The organism is Micromonospora sp. NPDC005174 (genome assembly GCF_040608495.1).
In the GTDB taxonomy this organism is placed as follows: domain Bacteria; phylum Actinomycetota; class Actinomycetes; order Mycobacteriales; family Micromonosporaceae; genus Micromonospora.
The window spans coordinates 200,874-217,273 of sequence record NZ_JBEXIJ010000005.1 but is presented as its reverse complement, the minus strand read 5'-3'; the positions used below and the strand labels follow the sequence as shown (position 1 = coordinate 217,273).

The 16,400-nt window shown below is 69.1% G+C and carries 11 protein-coding genes; 4 read left to right on the top strand and 7 right to left on the bottom strand.

The window, feature by feature from the left end:
- The gene (locus ABZU91_RS08965; RefSeq protein WP_355236207.1) at positions 1–288 is read right to left on the bottom strand and encodes an acyl carrier protein; all 288 of its coding nucleotides are present in this window, start codon (positions 286–288) and stop codon (positions 1–3) included.
- A 15-nt stretch (positions 289–303) separates the two neighbouring features.
- On the opposite strand from ABZU91_RS08965, the gene ABZU91_RS08960 reads away from it, so the two are divergent.
- Entirely contained in the window at positions 304–933 is a 630-nt protein-coding gene (locus ABZU91_RS08960) for a 4'-phosphopantetheinyl transferase superfamily protein (RefSeq protein ID WP_355236204.1), read from the top strand.
- 43 nt (positions 934–976) lie between these two features.
- Here the strand turns inward: ABZU91_RS08960 and ABZU91_RS08955 are convergent, their stop codons facing one another.
- Positions 977–2,401 carry a class I adenylate-forming enzyme family protein gene (locus ABZU91_RS08955; protein ID WP_355236353.1) on the bottom strand — a complete coding sequence of 475 codons (1,425 nt, stop codon included), beginning with the start codon at positions 2,399–2,401 and terminating at the stop codon, positions 977–979.
- Positions 2,402–2,595: 194 nt separating this feature from the next.
- Between ABZU91_RS08955 and ABZU91_RS08950 the strand changes: the two genes are divergently transcribed.
- A complete protein-coding gene (locus ABZU91_RS08950; RefSeq protein ID WP_355236201.1) occupies positions 2,596–3,786 on the top strand; it encodes an MFS transporter in 1,191 nt (396 codons plus the stop codon).
- 46 nt (positions 3,787–3,832) lie between these two features.
- On the top strand, positions 3,833–5,113 hold the full coding sequence (locus ABZU91_RS08945) for an MFS transporter (protein WP_355236198.1): 1,281 nt from the start codon (positions 3,833–3,835) through the stop codon (positions 5,111–5,113).
- Positions 5,114–5,175: 62 nt separating this feature from the next.
- Here ABZU91_RS08945 and ABZU91_RS08940 read toward each other — a convergent pair whose 3' ends face one another.
- Positions 5,176–5,697, bottom strand: a complete 522-nt coding sequence (locus tag ABZU91_RS08940) for a cupin domain-containing protein (protein WP_355236195.1) — start codon at positions 5,695–5,697, stop codon at positions 5,176–5,178.
- Positions 5,698–5,887: 190 nt separating this feature from the next.
- On the opposite strand from ABZU91_RS08940, the gene ABZU91_RS08935 reads away from it, so the two are divergent.
- Entirely contained in the window at positions 5,888–7,501 is a 1,614-nt protein-coding gene (locus tag ABZU91_RS08935) for an FAD-dependent oxidoreductase (RefSeq protein WP_355236191.1), read from the top strand.
- 91 nt (positions 7,502–7,592) lie between these two features.
- On the opposite strand, the gene ABZU91_RS08930 is transcribed toward ABZU91_RS08935, so the two are convergent.
- The 4 genes from ABZU91_RS08930 to ABZU91_RS08915 form a co-directional block, all read right to left on the bottom strand.
- The gene (locus ABZU91_RS08930) at positions 7,593–8,279 is read right to left on the bottom strand and encodes a type 1 glutamine amidotransferase domain-containing protein (RefSeq protein ID WP_355236188.1); all 687 of its coding nucleotides are present in this window, start codon (positions 8,277–8,279) and stop codon (positions 7,593–7,595) included.
- Positions 8,280–8,415: 136 nt separating this feature from the next.
- Positions 8,416–8,850, bottom strand: a complete 435-nt coding sequence (locus tag ABZU91_RS08925) for a VOC family protein (RefSeq protein ID WP_355236185.1) — start codon at positions 8,848–8,850, stop codon at positions 8,416–8,418.
- A 260-nt stretch (positions 8,851–9,110) separates the two neighbouring features.
- Positions 9,111–9,410, bottom strand: a complete 300-nt coding sequence (locus ABZU91_RS08920) for a hypothetical protein (protein ID WP_355236183.1) — start codon at positions 9,408–9,410, stop codon at positions 9,111–9,113.
- Positions 9,411–9,461: 51 nt separating this feature from the next.
- Positions 9,462–16,331 carry an RHS repeat-associated core domain-containing protein gene (locus ABZU91_RS08915; RefSeq protein WP_355236181.1) on the bottom strand — a complete coding sequence of 2,290 codons (6,870 nt, stop codon included), beginning with the start codon at positions 16,329–16,331 and terminating at the stop codon, positions 9,462–9,464.
- Positions 16,332–16,400 lie beyond the last annotated feature (69 nt).

Sequence of the window (16,400 nt, the reverse complement as noted above, 5' to 3'; positions counted from 1 at the left end):
TCACTCCGCCGCGGCGGCCGGTGCGGCGGGTGCGCTCCGCGCCGGCTCCGCACGCCCGGCCACTTCTGCGGCGAACCGGTCGAGGGAGTAGTCGGCCAGCTTCTCCAACTCCTCGTCGGTGAACTTGACGCCGAACGTGTCCTCGACACGGACGGCGAGTTCGGCGACGGCCAGCGACTCCAGGTCGAGCCCTGCCGGGCCGAGCACCGTGTCGCCGGTGACGTCGTCGACGTCATAGTTCATCTGTGCCAGCGCATCGACGATGGACTGGCGAACCTCATCTGACATTGCTTGACTCCTCCCATGGAATGGGTCGTGGTGCGGATTGCGACGATCACCGGCGACCCCAGGGGTCGGGCGTCGGAACATCTGGTGAGCACCGCCGCCGACCTGCTGGGCGCGCCGGCCGGCGAGGTGGGCGTGGTACGGGACCAGACCGGCCGGCCGAGGCTCACCGGCGCCGCGCGCGGGTTGCACGCGAGCATCAGCCACGGACGTGGCGTGGTGGCGGTGGCCGTGTCGGCGGTGACGCCGGTCGGCGTGGACGTCGAGCGCGACCGCGAGCTGCCCGGTGCGGTGTTGGCCCGACGCTGGATGGCACCGGCCGACGCCGACTGGCTGACCGACCAGCCGGCTCCCCTGCACACCAGCGCGTTCCTGTGGCTGTGGACGCAGAAGGAGGCCATCGGGAAGGCACGCGGCACCGGCCTACGCGGCGGCGGTCTACGGCAGCCGCTGGTGCTGCCGGCCCGCTGGCCGGACCCGCCGGGGTCGCTGCCGCTGCGTCCCGTTCCCGACAGTCGCGCCGGGGTGGCCTGCGGAGCGCTCGCCGGCGGCCTGGTGCTGGCCGTCGCCGGGCAGGAGCGGCCGCGCCCAGGCGACATGGACGGTATCCGGCTGCTCACCGGTCCACCGGAGGCGATCGCAACCTGACGAGCCGTCGACGGTCGCGCCACACACGTCCCTCGTCGGCGCGTCATGACGGCGTCGGCTCGGCCGACGCACGGCGCAACACGGCCACGTCGCGCACCAGCTTGCCGCTGGACGTACGCGGCAGACGCTCCAGGAGCTGCCACCGCAACGGCCGCTTGTACGGAGCCAGCACGTCCTCCAGGGCGGCGTCCAGCTCGGGCCCGGTGAGCGGCTTGTCCACGGCCGTGTACGCCTCGATCGCGCCACCGTCGAACGTCACCACCGCCTCGGTGACACCGGGCAGGTCGAGGATGGCCTGTTCGACTTCGGTCAGGTCGACCTTGAGGCCTCCGATGGAGACCTGCGAGTCGAGGCGGCCGCGGATCGTGACCAGGCCCGTCACCGGGTCGATCGTGGCCGCGTCGCGGGTACGCAGCCAGCCGTCGGCCCAGCGGCTCTCGTCGACGAGCCCCACGTACGGCGTGACGGGCCGGTGCACCTGAAGCTCACCGTCGACGACCCGTACGTCGATTCCAGGCGCCGGGCGCACCTCGGGCCGGTGCACACCGAACAGGTCGGTGGCGATGACGCCGACCTCGGTCATCCCGTACATGTTGCCGAGGACGGTGTCGTAGCACTCGGCGAAGCGCTCGGGGACGCCGGGCCGGACCAGCTCGCCCGCCGTGGTCATCCGAACGAACTGCGGCAGTGGCCCGGCGGGGCGACCGGCCATCAGCATCTCGAGATGGACGGGGACGCCGATCACCGTGGTCGGCGTGGAGTCCCCCGCGATGACGCCCAGCACCCCGCCGACCGTCATGCGCTCGGGCAGCGTGAGCGTGACCCGGGCGTGCAGAGCGTAGAGCAGGCCGCCGACCAGACCGAGCACGTGCGCCATCGAGGCGAGCAGTACGAGCCGCTCGCCGGGCCGGGGCACGCCGTCGGTCAGCGTGTAGCGCTCGATCTCGGCGACCAGGTCGTCGACGGTGCGTCCGATGACCTTCGACGGACCGGTGGACCCGGAGCTCAGCTGGATGAGCGCGTGCGGCGTCGATGCCGGCCGGCCGGCCGGGCGCGCGATGACCGTCTCGTCGACGGTGACGAAGCCGCGCAGCGGTGGGAGTACGGAGTCGACGGGCTGCACGAGGAACTGCGCGCCGACGCGTTCGAGTGCCCGCTCGACCTCACCACGGGACAGGCGGTGGTCCAGCAGCGTCACCTGGGCCCCGATCCGCCAGGCGGCGAGCAGGTTGGCCACGTACGCCAGCGAGGAGGGCAGCCGTAGCGCGATCGCTCCGCCCGGGCGCAGCCCGGCATCGGTGAGTCGGGCCTGTCGGGAGGCCACCTCGGCGCGCAGCTGCGCCCGCGTGATCGGCGCTCCGAGGACGAGGCAGGTCTCGTTGCCCGGGCCGGCCAGCAGGACGTCGTCGACCCAGCCCGTGCCGAGGGCGGGCAAACCATGCCGCGCGGCAGCCAGGGGTGAATCTATAGTGGACACAAGGCCTCCACGCTGCTCGAACGGCGGGCCGGCTCGACTCGACGGGTAGGTACGCGCCGAACGGAGGAGCTTCCTCATCTGATGACATCCCGGTTCGATGAATTATATCGGCGCGGTCCCTACCGTCAAGCGCCCTACGGACCACGTGCGGAGACGATGACCACACAGAGTTACGGGGGTGGGGAATGGCACCGGACGTGTCGCCGCGCAGGGCCAGGGCCATGCTCGTCACGCTCTCCCTGGCCGCGTTCGCGTTCGTCACGACCGAGCTGCTGCCTGTCGGCCTGCTGACCCACATCGCGGTCGATCTCGACCGGTCCCGCTCGCGGGTGGGTCTGCTGGTCAGCGGGTACGCCGTCGTGGTCGTGCTGGCGTCCGTCCCGCTGGCCCGACTGACCCGACGAATCCCCCGTCGTCACCTGCTCGGCGTCACGATGGTCCTGTTCGCCGCCGCGAACGGCACCGCCGCGCTCGCGCACACGTACACCATGCTGGCCGGTGCCCGCCTCGTGACCGCTGTCGCCCAGGCGCTGTTCTGGTCCATCGCCACGGCGACGGTGATCGGGCCCTTCCCCCTGGCGGTGCGGGGCAGGGTGGTGGCGCTGTTCGGGGCCGGAGTGACGCTCGCGCCGGTGCTCGGCGTACCCCTCGGCACCTGGATCGGACAGCAGGCCGGTTGGCGCGCGTCGTTCGCGGCGCTGGCGGGGATCGGTCTGCTGATCGCCACCGCGGTGCTCGTCCTCCTGCCCACCTACCCGCCGGAGGCTGGCGGCGCGGCCCGGGGCACCGCACCGGACGGTCGGCGCTTCGGCGTGCTGCTGACAGCCACCGCCCTCGGTATCGGCGGCTTCATGACCCTGCAGACCTACATCGCGCCGTTCCTACTCGACGTGAGCGGCTTCACCGACGCGGCCCTGACGCCGCTGCTGTTCACCGCCGGCGTCGCGGCCGTCGTCGGCACCCTGCTCTCGGCCCGGACCCTGGACAGTCGGCCGATCGCCTCGCTGCTGACGCCGCTGGGCATCGGTACGGCCGCGCTGTTCGGCATGTACGGGCTCGGCGTGCTCCGACCCGGCGCGGTCGCGTTCCTCGCCGGGCTCGGCCTCGCCTACGCGGCGTTCGCCTCCGCCGTACAGAACCGGATGCTGCACCTGGCCCCCGGCAGCACCGACATCGCCTCGGCTGGCGTCAGCACCGCCTTCAACGTCGGCATCGCCGGCGGTTCGCTGCTCGGCGGTGCCCTCCTGCCCACGTCGGGGGCGCGCGTGCTCGCGCTCGTCGGCGGACTGCTGACGCTGGCCGCGCTCCTGCTGCTCAGCCAGGACGCGAGGACGTCCGCCCGGTCCGACAGACTTCAGAAAATGTCAACTGGCTGACGTCAGTATGTCCACGCAAGGCATCCCTCCGCGAGGACAAGGCACCATGACCACGTCAGAGAACAGCACCCGGCTCCAGCCGGCGTACCCCGGCATCCACGACGAGCCGGACGAACCCCAGCGTGACGCTCCAGCGCGGCGGGCTACCGCCGCGCGGTCGGGTCCCCGACCGAAACTGACCCTCTTCGCGCTGGCCCTGGGCACCTTCGCCATCGGCACGGGCGAATTCGGCAGCAATGGGATCCTGCAACTCTTCGCCGCCGACCTGGACGCTTCCATCCCAGTCGCGACGTACGCGATCAGCGCCTACGCGTTCGGCGTCATGATCGGCTCGCCGGCGATCACACTTCTCGCGGCGCGCGCCAACCGCCGTACCCTCCTGCTGGGTCTGATCGCGCTGTTCCTGGTCGGCAACGTCCTGTCGGGCCTGGCCCCGAACATCGCCACCCTCGTCGTCTTCCGCTTCATCACCGGGAGCGTGCAGGGCGCGTTCTTCGGCGCGGGGGCGGTCGTCGCCGCGTACGTCTACGGCCCGGGCAAGGGCGGCAGGGCGTTCGCCACCGTGATGGGCGGTCTGACGGTGGCCACCATCCTGGGGTCGCCGCTCGGCACCCTCGTCGGCCAGCACGCTGGATGGCGTGCGACCTACTGGACCGTTGTCGCCCTGGGCCTGCTGGCCGGCGCGGCGCTCCTGGCCTGGCTGCCCCGCACCGACGATCTGCACGGCAGCTCGGTGGGGCACGAGCTCGCGGCCCTGCGACGACGCGAGGTCTGGCTGATGGTCGCGGTCGCGGCACTCGGCATCTCCAGCATCTTCGCCGTCTACACCTTCATCGGGCCGTTCGTCACCGACGCGGCCCGGGAGAGCACGTCGCTCATCCCGGTCGCCCTGGCTGTCTTCGGCCTCGGCATGGCCTTCGGGAACTACTACGGCGGTCGGGCCGCCGACCGGCACGGCAACCGGCCGCTGATCTACGGCTTCGGCTACGTCCTGGTGCTGCTCGTGGTCATCGGTCTGCTCGGCCGTGAGGTCCTGATCCTCCTGCCGACGCTGTTCGGCGTCGGCGCGACCATGATGTTCGCCATTCCCACCATCCAGGTACGGCTGACCGAATTCGCACCCGACGCGCCGACCCTGATGGGTGCGCTGAACCTGGCCGCCCTCAACCTCGCCAACTCGCTCGGGGCCATCGGTGGTGCCATCGCTCTCGGCGCCGGGTGGGGAACCCTCTCCACGGTCTGGGCGGGTTTCGTCCTCACCAGCGCCGGCCTGGTTCTCTTCCTCACCACCGTCGGTCGGACCAGGCCAGCCGTCACGCCCGCGTAGTCGCCGACCGGCGTCGGCCACAGGTTGGCCGACGCCGGTCGCGGTACGCAGCCCGACAGAGATCAGTGGGCGGTTCCGTCCGCCTGACCTCCGGTGCCCCGCAGCTGGCTCCAGGGGCGGCCATCCGCACCGGGAAGCGGGGTCGTGGCGAAGCGCTGGTCGACCTCGGCGAGCTGCTCCGGCGTGGGGTTCGGGCCCAGGCTGCCGAGCTCCTCGAAGAGCTGCTCGTTGCCGGCCGGCGCGCTGACGAACAGCAGCTTGCCGCCGGTCGGGGTGACGAACGTGTGGTAAGCGCCCCGCGGCACCACGACGGTGGTACCTGGACCACCGGAGAATTCGGCGTTCCCCACCCGGAAGTGGTACTCCCCTTCGAGGACGTAAGCGATCTTCATGAAGTCGTTGTGCGCGTGCGGTGGGTTCTCGGCGATCACGTCGTGATGGAACAGGAACGCGCCCAACGCCCCATCCACCTCGGCGCCCCGGACGAGGATCTCCGGCCGGTGCGGGCCGCCGAGTTCGATCAACTTCCCCTCGCCAGGCTGGACCGCCCACCCGTCCAGGCCCCAGTTCGCGTGGCGTGTCACGGTTGTTCCTCTCTCGTGCCGGTACAGCGCGTCAACTCAACCCCAGGGCACAGGATTTCCAGTGACCAGCAAGTTACCGCTGGCCGCGGCCGTCGCGACGGTGAAGCCACCGAAGCCACCCGGTGGGAGATGTCGACGTAAGTCAGTGAGGGTCCAGTTCTCGTCAACACCGGCCATCTAGTCTTCGGGGGTGAGCACCGGAGACGCCGACGGTCCTGTCCTGGACGCGGAGCAGTTCGACCGCCTGGCCAGCTACGGCACCGAGGAAGAGGTCCGCCAGGGACAGCACCTGTACGCCGCCGGCGACAGCTCCTACGACTTCTTCCTGCTGCGTACGGCGACAGCGGAGGCGGTGCGCAACGCGACGTCGCTCGAGCCCGAGCGGCTCATCTACCGGCGTGGGCCGGGCGAGTTCCTCGGCGAGCTGAGCCTGTTGACCGGACAGCAGGTGTTCCTCACGGTCCGTGTCGTCACCGCCGGGACGGTCGTGCGGATCACCGCCCCCGACCTGCGCCGCGTACTCGCCGACCAGGTCGACATCGCCGACGTGCTGATCGAGACCTTCCGCGCCCGGCGCGAGCTCATGCGCGGAGCGGCCGGCAACGCCCTGGAGATCGTCGGGCGGCCGAACGTGGCTGGATCGCTGGAGCTGCGGACGTACGTGAACCAGATGCTCCTCCCGCACGCCTGGCTCGACGCGTCATCGCTACCCGGGCGGGCACTCATGCGGGCAGAGGGTGTCGGCGAGGACGAACTTCCGGTCGCCGTCACCAGCAACCGCGTACTGCGTCACGCCACTCCCGGCACGGTCGCCGAGGCGCTCGGCCTGACCTACGTACCCACGGCGCGTGACCCTGACCTGGTCGTCGTCGGCGCCGGGCCGGCCGGGCTGGCCGCGGCGGTGTACGGCGCCTCCGAAGGTCTCGTGACGGTGCTGCTGGACGGCACCGGTATTGGCGGTCAGGCTGCCAAGAGCGCGCGAATCGAGAACTACCTCGGCTTTCCCGAGGGGGTCAGCGGTGAACAGTTGGCCCGGCTGGCGATGCTCCAGGCGTTGAAGTTCGGCGTCCAGATCTACGCGCCGTGCGCGGTGGTCGGCCTGGACGTCTCCGACGAGAGCCGTCCCGTCGTGGAGTTGGAGGACGGCACCCGGATCGCGACGTCCGCGGTCATCGCCGCCACGGGAGCGCGTTACCGACGCCTCGACATCGAGCGGTGGGCGGAGTTCGAGCAGAGTGGCTGCGTCCGGTACGCGGCGACGGAACTGGACCTGCGCGGGTACGAGTCCCAGCCGGTCGCCGTGTTGGGCGGCGCCAACTCGGCCGGGCAGGCGGCGCTCTCCCTGGCCGCACGCGGCTGCTCCGTACACCTGGTGGTGCGCTCCACCGATCTCGGAGCGAAGATGTCGGCTTACCTGACCGACCGGATCCAGGCCAACCCGAGGATCACCATCCACACCGGCAGCACGCTGCGTGAGCTTCAGGGTGAGGACAGCCTGGCGGCGATCGTCGTGGAAAAAGAGGGTGAACCCACCAGGCTGGACTGCCGGGGGCTGTTCTGCTTCATCGGTGCCGAACCGGAGTCCGCGTGGATGAAGGGCATCGCGATGGACGAGAGCGGTTTCGTGCTGACCGACAGCCGGCTGCCGTCCGACACGCACCAGTCGCCACTGCCGTTCCAGACCAGCGCTACCCGCGTCTTCGCGGTGGGCGACATCCGCTCCGGCTCCACGAAGCGGGTGGCGACAGCCGTCGGCGAGGGTGCCGGCGCGGTCTCCGCGGTCCACACCGTGCGGGCCCGCTGAGGTCGCCTACGACGCGTCACGGCCGGGATCACCCGGTACTCCGTCCGGCGGGAACCACGCGTGTGGCCCCGCCGGACGGAGGTGACCGGCGTTATTCGCCGGCCACCAGTGAGATCAGCTGATCCGCAGCCGGACCCGAGGATGCCGGGTTCTGGCCGGTGACGAGCAGCCCGTCGCTCACCACGTACGGCTCGAAGTTGCCCGCCTTGGAGAAGTCGCCGCCCTTCGCGACCAGCTCGTCCTCGACGAGGAAGGGCACGACCTTCGTCAGGCCCATGTACTCCTCCTCGCTGTCGGTGAAGCCGGTGACCCGCTTGCCGGCCACCAGAGGCTCGCCGTCGGGCGTCACGCAGTGCCGCAACACCCCCGGGGCGTGACACACCAGCGCGATCGGTTTGCCCGCCGCGACGACCTGCTCGATCAGCTTGATCGAGGTGTCGTCCTCGGCGAGGTCCCAGAGAGGGCCGTGGCCGCCCGGGTAGAAGACGGTGTCGTAGCCCGCGACGGAGACCGAGTCGAGCCGTACGGTCGTCGCGAGCTGACGTTCCGCCTGGGCGTCCGCCGTGAACCGGCGGGTCTGGTCGGTCTGGAAGTCCGGCTCATCGCTCTTCGGGTCCAGGGGCGCCCGTCCACCCTGGGGCGAGGCGAGCGTCACCTCCCACCCGGCGTCCCGGAACCGGTAGTAGGGCGTGGCCAGCTCCTCCAGCCAGAACCCGGTCTTGCGGCCGGTGTCACCCAGCTGGTCGTGCGAGGTCAACACCATCAGAACCTTGGTCATGCACCGCTCCTTGACATCATCAGGCCGTTCCGCGCAGGAATGAGCTCCTGCGTCATGTCGAGTACGACGATGGCGGACCCCTGCGGGCCGCCACCGCCGTCCGCCGTGCCGGCGGACATACCCACGGTCCGGCGACTCAGACGCCGAACGCGACAACCTCGAGCTGGATGTTGTCGATGTCCCGGAAGACGACTGTCGAGTAGAGGAACGGGTCCCTCGCGGTCTGGATGCCGGAGTGCGCGACGCCCAGGCTGTCCAGCCAGGCCGACCAGGCCTCAAGCCCCTCGCGCGTCTCGACGTTGAGGGAGAAGTGGTCGAGGCCCGTGCGAGCCTCGTTGAACTCCTCGCCCTGGTTGCCCTCGTTGTGGTGCAGACCGATGGAGAAGCCGGTGCGCGGATCGATGACCAGTTCGGCGTACCCGGACCACTCGCGCCCGTAGTGCGGAAGCTTGCCGTCCGCGAGCGTGGCCTGGAAGACCTTCTGGTACCAGGCCACGCTGGCCTCGAGGTTCCGAACGGTGAAAGCGACGTGGTGCACGCCGCTGAACGACGGTGCGGTGACGTCGGCCATGAATACTCCTTCGTGCTACGTGATGAACCTGCACCAGGAGTTGTAGGCAACGTGAGTTGAGGAGCAGTTGACAGGAGCTGGACAGGCGAGCCGAGCCGCCGCGCCCGGTGGCGTGTAAAGGAACGCGCCGACATGACGTGGGCCAGCGGCGTCTGGCGCGCAGAACACGACGGAGTGGTGCCAATACCCCAGGTACAGGCACCACTCCGTCTACGCAGTCAGCATTCGAGCTGAACCGACACCGCTGACCTATCGAACGGTCATGCCGGTATTCCAGGCGGCCGCCCTGCGCCTTGATAGTCTTCCAGCAGATCGATCAACATCTCCGTTAGTTCTGTGTCAAACTCGGAAGAAACCTGCTCGAATCCAATATCGCCCCCGAGGATCGCGGGCACCTTCGTTGATGCGATGACATAAGCCCAATGGAGCCTCGACTCACGGTTGAGCAGTTGATCAGCGACGTAATCCCGAAAGCCAGACAAGGGAGTTCCATCGAATGCAGTGTCGTAGCCCTGCACGAAGGCAACCGCCGTGGAGAACCGATCATCCAGCAGATACATCCTGCGTCGACGCCGGAGATGGAAGCACAGGTCAGCCAAGTTCACGGTCGGTCACCCCACTGGCGTGAATGAAAGATAATCGCCATATTGCCACTGGGCACGATAGGCATCCAGCGGCATGCCGCCTCGCCCTGTGAACCCATCGTAGACGGTACCGTCCTTGATTACGGCGTAGTGCTCAGTCCACTTGCCGGCAGGGTCACGCACCGATGGCCCCAGCCCTGGCGCACCATATGCGTCCTTCACATGGACGATATCTCCCCCGATTATCCTCTGGATTTCCGTTGCACAGGCCTGGCAATTTTCCATCGTTGGCACGGGCCAACCGTTGGCGCCGATTTTGCAAGCCGGCCCGGTGTTGTGCACGAGCACCGGGGTGTCGCCGGCGAGCACATAGTACGTGTGGATCCCGGCAACGGTCAGGTTGTAGGCCGTACCCCGCTTCGAGGAGTCCGCCACCCGCTCGTCGACCCGTACCGTGCCACCGCCCGACGTCAGCAGCTCGTCACCCGGCGCAAGCGCCTGCGCCGGCTGCCACTTTCGCTTGCTGGCATTCCAGAACGGGTGGTCCTCGGTCGTCGTCAGCTCCGCGCCGTCGACCTCGAGGGCGCGAAGGTCGTCCTCGTGGATCCACAGGTTGGTGACCCTGCGGTTCCCCTTCTCCCCCGTCTCCGGATCGGCGGCCTGTACCTCGTCGCCGACCTTGAGTTCGCTGATCGGTTTGGTGCTGCCGTCGGCCATGAGGATCCGGGTCTCGCCGCTGAAGCTGCAGAGGCCCATGGTCACCGATTCGACCTTCACCGCACCTCGCGCGCTCAGGTTGCGCAGCGCGGCGAGCCCGGAGCTTTCACCACCGATCAGAGCACCGGTGGCAGCAAACTCACCCTCCGCTGCGGCGGCCTCCAGGAAGCACGCGGGGCCGGTCATCGCGCAGGCCAGAGCACCGACGATCAGCGCGACCTGCGCCAACTGCTCAAGCTTCGACAGCTTGTGGAACGGGTTGTCGAGACCGCACTTGAGCCGGTCGTTGCCCATCACGTCCGCGCACAGGAAGATCCAGTTGTCGTGGTACTCCGATGCCCAGTCGCGAAGGTCGCCCCAGGTCATGGTGGCCGAACCCGTGTAGCCGCGGGCGCGGATCATGTCCCGCTTCGTCTTGTCGAGCGGCGCCGCGTAGGTCATGACGTCGTTGACCGTCGGCGGCTTCTTGTGGGCGTACGGGTCCACGGTGTTGCTGCACCCGTTGCAGCCGTCGTTGTGCCCGTCGACGTAGTGGTAGACGCCGTTGACGTCCTCGTAGTCCGCCCCTGGGCCGCAGGCGTCGTCCGAGCACGCCTTCTCGCCGGTCGGGTCGCTGAACGTAATCGGGCTGTTGTTGCCGTAGGCGTACGCGTTCCACTGTTGGGGATCGGTGACGTCCTGCACCGGGTCGACCGAGATGAACCGGCCCAGTTGCGGGTCGTACTCGCGGACACCGATGTGGGTCAGGCCGGTGGTGTCGATGTCACCGCCGACGAAGCCCTTCTTGTTCACCCAGGTCGGCTGCTGGCCGCGCGGAGCGCCGTACGGAGTCTGCCGCCGGACCGTCACCGTCTGCGTCAGCGCGTCGACGGCCACGCTCTGCGTGCCCTGGTGGTCGTCGAAGAGCCAGGTGAGCCCCGCGCCGTTGCGGGAGGCGACGGTGCTGCCGGCGAACCCGTAGTAGCGGGTCCCCGACGTGAGGTTGTTCTCCCGCCGTACCTCCTGGCCGGGCAGGTAGAGGGTTGCTCCGGTGGCGTCGCGGTGGACCAGTCGGCCGCCCTCGGCGTCGTAGATGTTGCTGCCGGCGGAGGCCGCCGAGCCCGACACGGACGTCAGCCGACCCTCGGAGTCCCAGCTCAGCGACTGGGCGTTGGCGTCCGGAGGACAGGTGTTGGCCGTCGTACCGGCCGGACGGCAGGTGGTGTTGCCCGCCTTGTCGTAGTCGAAGCGGGTGGTCACCGGGGACTGGCCGGGCGCCGCCACGGTCACCGACTTCACCGCGTGCGGCCGGACGACGTCCTTCCCCGCAGTGGGCACCTCGTAGGTACGGGTGGTGTCCCCGCCGAGCGCGTGCGAGATCTCCTTCGTCCGGTTGCCGATGCTGTCGATCGTCCAGTCGGTCCAGTACGGAGCCGGACCGCCGAGGTTGGCCATCGTCGGCGACGAACCGCAGTTCACTCCGGCCTTGGGAGTCCAGGCGGAGGTGAGCCGGCGCAGGTCGTCGTACCCGAAGCACTGGGTGTCGGCCTGCCCGACCGCCGGGGCGTCGGCGACGGAGGTGATGTTCCCCGCGTCGTCGTACCCGTAGGTCAGATCCGCGACGGTGCCGGTGGCGGTCTCCGGCTGGACGCGGCTGCGGGCCAGCCGGTGGGTGGTGAGGTCGTAGTCGAAAGCCTGCTCGACGTAGACCCCGCCGTCGATCTTCCGGGTGTTGACCGTCGGCTCACCGTAGATCGTGTACTGCTGCCCGATCACGTACCGGCCCACGTTGATCAGATTGGTGTCCAACGACGTCGGCAGACCGGTTACCTGGTCGTACCTGGTGGTGACGGTCTCCGTGGGAAGGTTCGCGACCGCGGGCGTCGTGACCGAGGTCGGACTGCCGTCGTACGGCGAGTAGCCGTAGCCGTAGGACCAGGTGCCGGTGAGCCCCGTCCCCTCGGCCGACGGGATCACGTACTGCATCCCGGTCGGCTGGTACCGGGTGTTGAAGCCGGTCGGACGGATCGTGTACGCGTTCACCGAACCCGGCGGGTCGTACCGGATGCTCTGGGTCAACTGCCCACGCAGGGTCTGACCCGTGTACAGCGTGTCGTACTTCCACTCGGCGCGCTTCGTGGCCGCCGACTTGCTCCCGTCGTACAGGCCGATCTTGCGGCCGATCGGGTCGTAGTCGTAGACCAGCACCTTGCCGTTGGCGTCGGCGGACTCCGTCACGTCACCGAAGGCGTTGTGCTTGGTGGTCGTGGTCCCCTTGTCGGGGTCACTGACCGAAGCCTGCCGGCCCTGGATGTCGTACGTGTAGGCCCACTCGTCGCCAGCGGTGTCCCGCATGCCCGTGAGCTGCCCCTTGCGGTTGAAGGAGTAGCTGGTCGAGTGTTGCGGGCTCACGTGCTGGCGCAGTTCGACCGTGTTGCCGCGCGCGTCGGTGACGGTCGTGACCGGAGCGTTCTTCGCCGGCGGCGTCACCTTTGTCGAGTCGCCGAAGTACTCGGTCGTGGTGCGCCACTTCTCCACCAGGTTGGTGACGCCGTCGGTGCCGTAGAAGACCGAGGCCCTGGTGCGGCCCGCGTCGTCGTAGACGGTTCGGCTCACCGCCGGAACCGACCACTCCGGCTCCCACCAGAGACCACCGGAGGGCGCGCCGGGCTCGCCGTGCGCGGCGTAGCTGGTCACCGCACGGCCGGCCTTGTCGTACAAGGTGTCGGCGACGACCCGGCCGCCGCCCACACCGGCGGTCTGGGTCTGGCGCGGCCGGAACAGCGCATCCTGGATCTGGTACGAGACCAGATAGCCCCCGCCGGCGTGCAGGGTCTTGGACATGGTGTACGGGTAGGCGTCCCGGTTGGCGGCGAACACGTAGCTGTGTTCCACCGACGGGCTGGTGGGGTGATCGGCCTTCGTCCACCCGACCTGCCACGCGCGGGCCAGTCGCCCGAGGGCGTCGTACTCCCGCTCACTGGTCCGCCCGTTGAGATCGGTGGACTTGGTGGGCGCGCCCCGGTACGGGTCGACCTCGATCGACGAGCTCCAGCCGGTGGTGCCGCCGGCGGGATCGGGGGCGGTGGTGGTCACCTTCAGCAGGGGGCCACCCGTGGCCGGGGTGTAGCTGGTCTTCGTGACGTTACCGCGAACGTCGGTGGTGGTCAGCGGGCGCCAGTAGGCGTCGAAGGTGCCCTTGCTGATGACCTGCCAGGTCGTACCGGCCGCCTTGCTCCAGTCCTTGAGCGTTTCGCGCCGGGTGACCGCGCCGAACGTCGGCGACGTGTCGACGCTGGTGGCGCCGTCGTAGTAGTTCCGCTCGTCGGAGATGACGTCGTCGGTGGTCTGCGGCGCGCTGCCGCAGGCGAGGGCGGTGACCGTCGTCTGCTTGACCAGCGACACCAGGTTCTTGCCGGTGTCGCGGTTGTAGCTGTGGGTGGTGCACCGCTCGTCGCCGGTCTTGCCGGTGTCGCCGTCGTCCTGGACCTGCGTGACCATGCCGTAGGTGTCGTCGAAGCTGGACTGGGTGCGTGTCACCCGCCAGCCGGAAGCGCCGTCGACACCGAGGGCCGTCCCCGAGTAGGTGGCTCTGGTGTTGGTGAACCGGGCGGTGACGGTGTCGCCGTTGATGGTGCGGGTGGCCGACGCCGGCGACATCCAGGGAACGTTCACCGTCTTCGACACCGGCTTGGTGTCGACACCGTTGTAGACGACCTGCTCCCGGACCATGCCGGCGAACTGGTCCTCGTCCTTCACCGTCTCGGTGCCCAGCGACGCGCCCACGGTGACGTCCCGGGTGCCGCCCGAGGTGGATTCCTTGTCGCCGTGCATTCCGCGCAGGTAGGTGGTGCGGGTGAGTGTCTGGCTCGGCGCGTCACCGACCCGGGTCTCGACCGTCGCGTAGCCGCGGAACTGGTTCCAGGTCTTGCGCTTCGGCTTGATCAGGCCGTTGTCGTCCGCGTAGTGCCAGGCCGGTGCGCCGACATAGGTGTAGAAGGTGTTCTTGACCGGTTGGCCGTGGTCGGTGCCGTTGACCACCACCATCAGGTCGGACTCGGAGACCTGGGTGACCACGTACTTGTGCCACCACTCGGTGATGTCCGGGCCGTCCGCGTCGTACGGGTCGGGGCCGAGGACCGGGTAACACCGCTTGGTGTTGCCGTACGTCGTCGCGGGCAGGTTGCCCGACGAGCAGTCCGGCAGGCTGTAGGTCACCTGGATCTTGGCGCCGCTCTCGGTGACGATGTTGCCGATACGCATCCGGTTGTTCGTGGTGTTGTTCTTCGTCAGCACGCGGTTGCGCAGAGCCACCGGCTCGAAGGTCACCGGAGGCATGGTCACCGTGCTGCCCACGTGACCCGAGTGCACCACAGAGGTGAGGAACATGCCCGCGTAGTCGCTACCGTCGCCGACCGCCGGCCAGGAGTGGGCAAGAGTCCAGGAGTCCACCGGCTGCCAGGCGGGAGTGCTCTTGGTGGTGTCCCACACCTGCGCGGTGATCTTCGACAGACGCTTGGTCGACCAGAACGTCGGCGCGTAGTTGCTACCGCAGTTCGAGGCGGTCGAGGTGCACTCCTGATCCCACGGCACGTCCTTCCAGTGCGCCGCGTCGTGGGTGGAGCAGCTGGTGTCACAGCGATCGGCGGTGGTGAAGAGCACCTGCGCGGTCGGCGCGACCGACCGGTCCGCGGTGCCCCGATCCCAGGTGCCGTAGTCGATCCGCTTCAGCGTGCCACCGCGGACGTAGGAGGCCTTGTTGGTCGTGGTGAAGTTCTTGGCGTAGTAGTTGGTCTCCTTGTCGTACCAGTACGACATGGTGTTGCCTCGCGGGTCCACCACGTAGTCCAGGTTCCAACGCCAGGCCTGGTCGCAGAACGAGGACGCGAAGCTGGATCCGTTGCAGGGCTCGCCGGAGTTGTTGCCGGCCACCGGACTGGTCCAGGTGGAGCTGGTGGTCTCGGACTTCCCGGGCAGGTTGTGCAGGCCGAAGAAGTACTGCATACCGTCGGTGGAGGTGACTTTCCAGTACTCGCCGTCGTTGTCGCCGTTGGACGCGCCGGACAGCTTCTCAATCTTCGAGCCGTCCTCGCTGCGACTGTGCCAGCCCTTGCCCGACTCGTACACCAGCTCGGCGCCCCGGCCGTTGAGCGACAGGGTCCCGTTGTCCGAACGCCAGCACTGGTCGCCGGTCTTCTGGCTGTTGTTGTGGTCGCCGGTCATGTCATCGGAGCAGCCGACGTAACTGCGCTCGATGTAACCGGGCCAGTAGTCGAAGCCCTCGCCGAGCCAGGAGGGCTGGTTGTTGGATGCCTCCGACTTGCCGTCCACGGCACTGCTGGAGTAGGCCAGCGTCATCGACGGGGCGGGGCCACCGATCGCCGCCGGGAACTGCAGCGGGTAGGACCAGGAGAAGTCGCCGGTGGAGCCGCCCGCCGACCAGGTCGAGGAGGCGGCCAGGGGCGTGGCGGAGAAGTCACCCTCACTGCCGGACGCGCCCGCGCTGAGCGCGACCAGCGTGGAGGCCGAGGCCGTCGCCGCGTTGGTCCGACCACCCGCGTAAACCGCCGGAAGCGGCACGTCGGCGCTGACCGCGCCGTCCGCGTTCCGCGACTCCAAGGGTATGGCCGCACAGCCCGCCTTCTGCGGACTGGTCAACGCGCATTCGGGTACCTGCCAGAGCCTCAGCCGGGACGACCAGCTGCCACCGTAGGCATTCTGGAAGCTGCGGTAGTCGACGGAGACCGTCGCCGCGCCCGATCCGGTCGACGTCGCCGCGTTCGCCGTGGCGCTGGTGTCCGAGACCTTCAGGAGCAGCCCGTCCTGCCATGCCTCCGGCGCCGCGGCGCGGTCCAGCACCTCGACCGAGACCACGTCGGTTCGGGATCCCGCAGTGCCGGACGCCCGGCTCACCGTCACCGGCAGAGCACCGGCGCGCACCGGCGAGGCGGTGGCCCCACGCTGGCCGGCAGCCGGGGCGGGCAGCGTCACGGACGCCCGGCCCGGCTTCGGCCAGACCGGTGCCGCGAGCTGCGCGCTGGGCACCTTCTTGACGGGCCACGCGCGGCCCTTCGCCGGCGCGCCGTCGGCGTCGAGCTTCTCCTGCTGCGTTGTCAGGTGCGGGCGCGGCTTGGCCGCCGCCTGCGTCGGCACGGACAGCACCGACACGACCAGCGCACCGGTCAGCATCGCGGCGACCACGCTGCGAAGTCGGCTGTCCCTCGTTCGTGGGCGTAGGAATGTGCGGGTTCTGGAAAGGGCGTGTTTCAC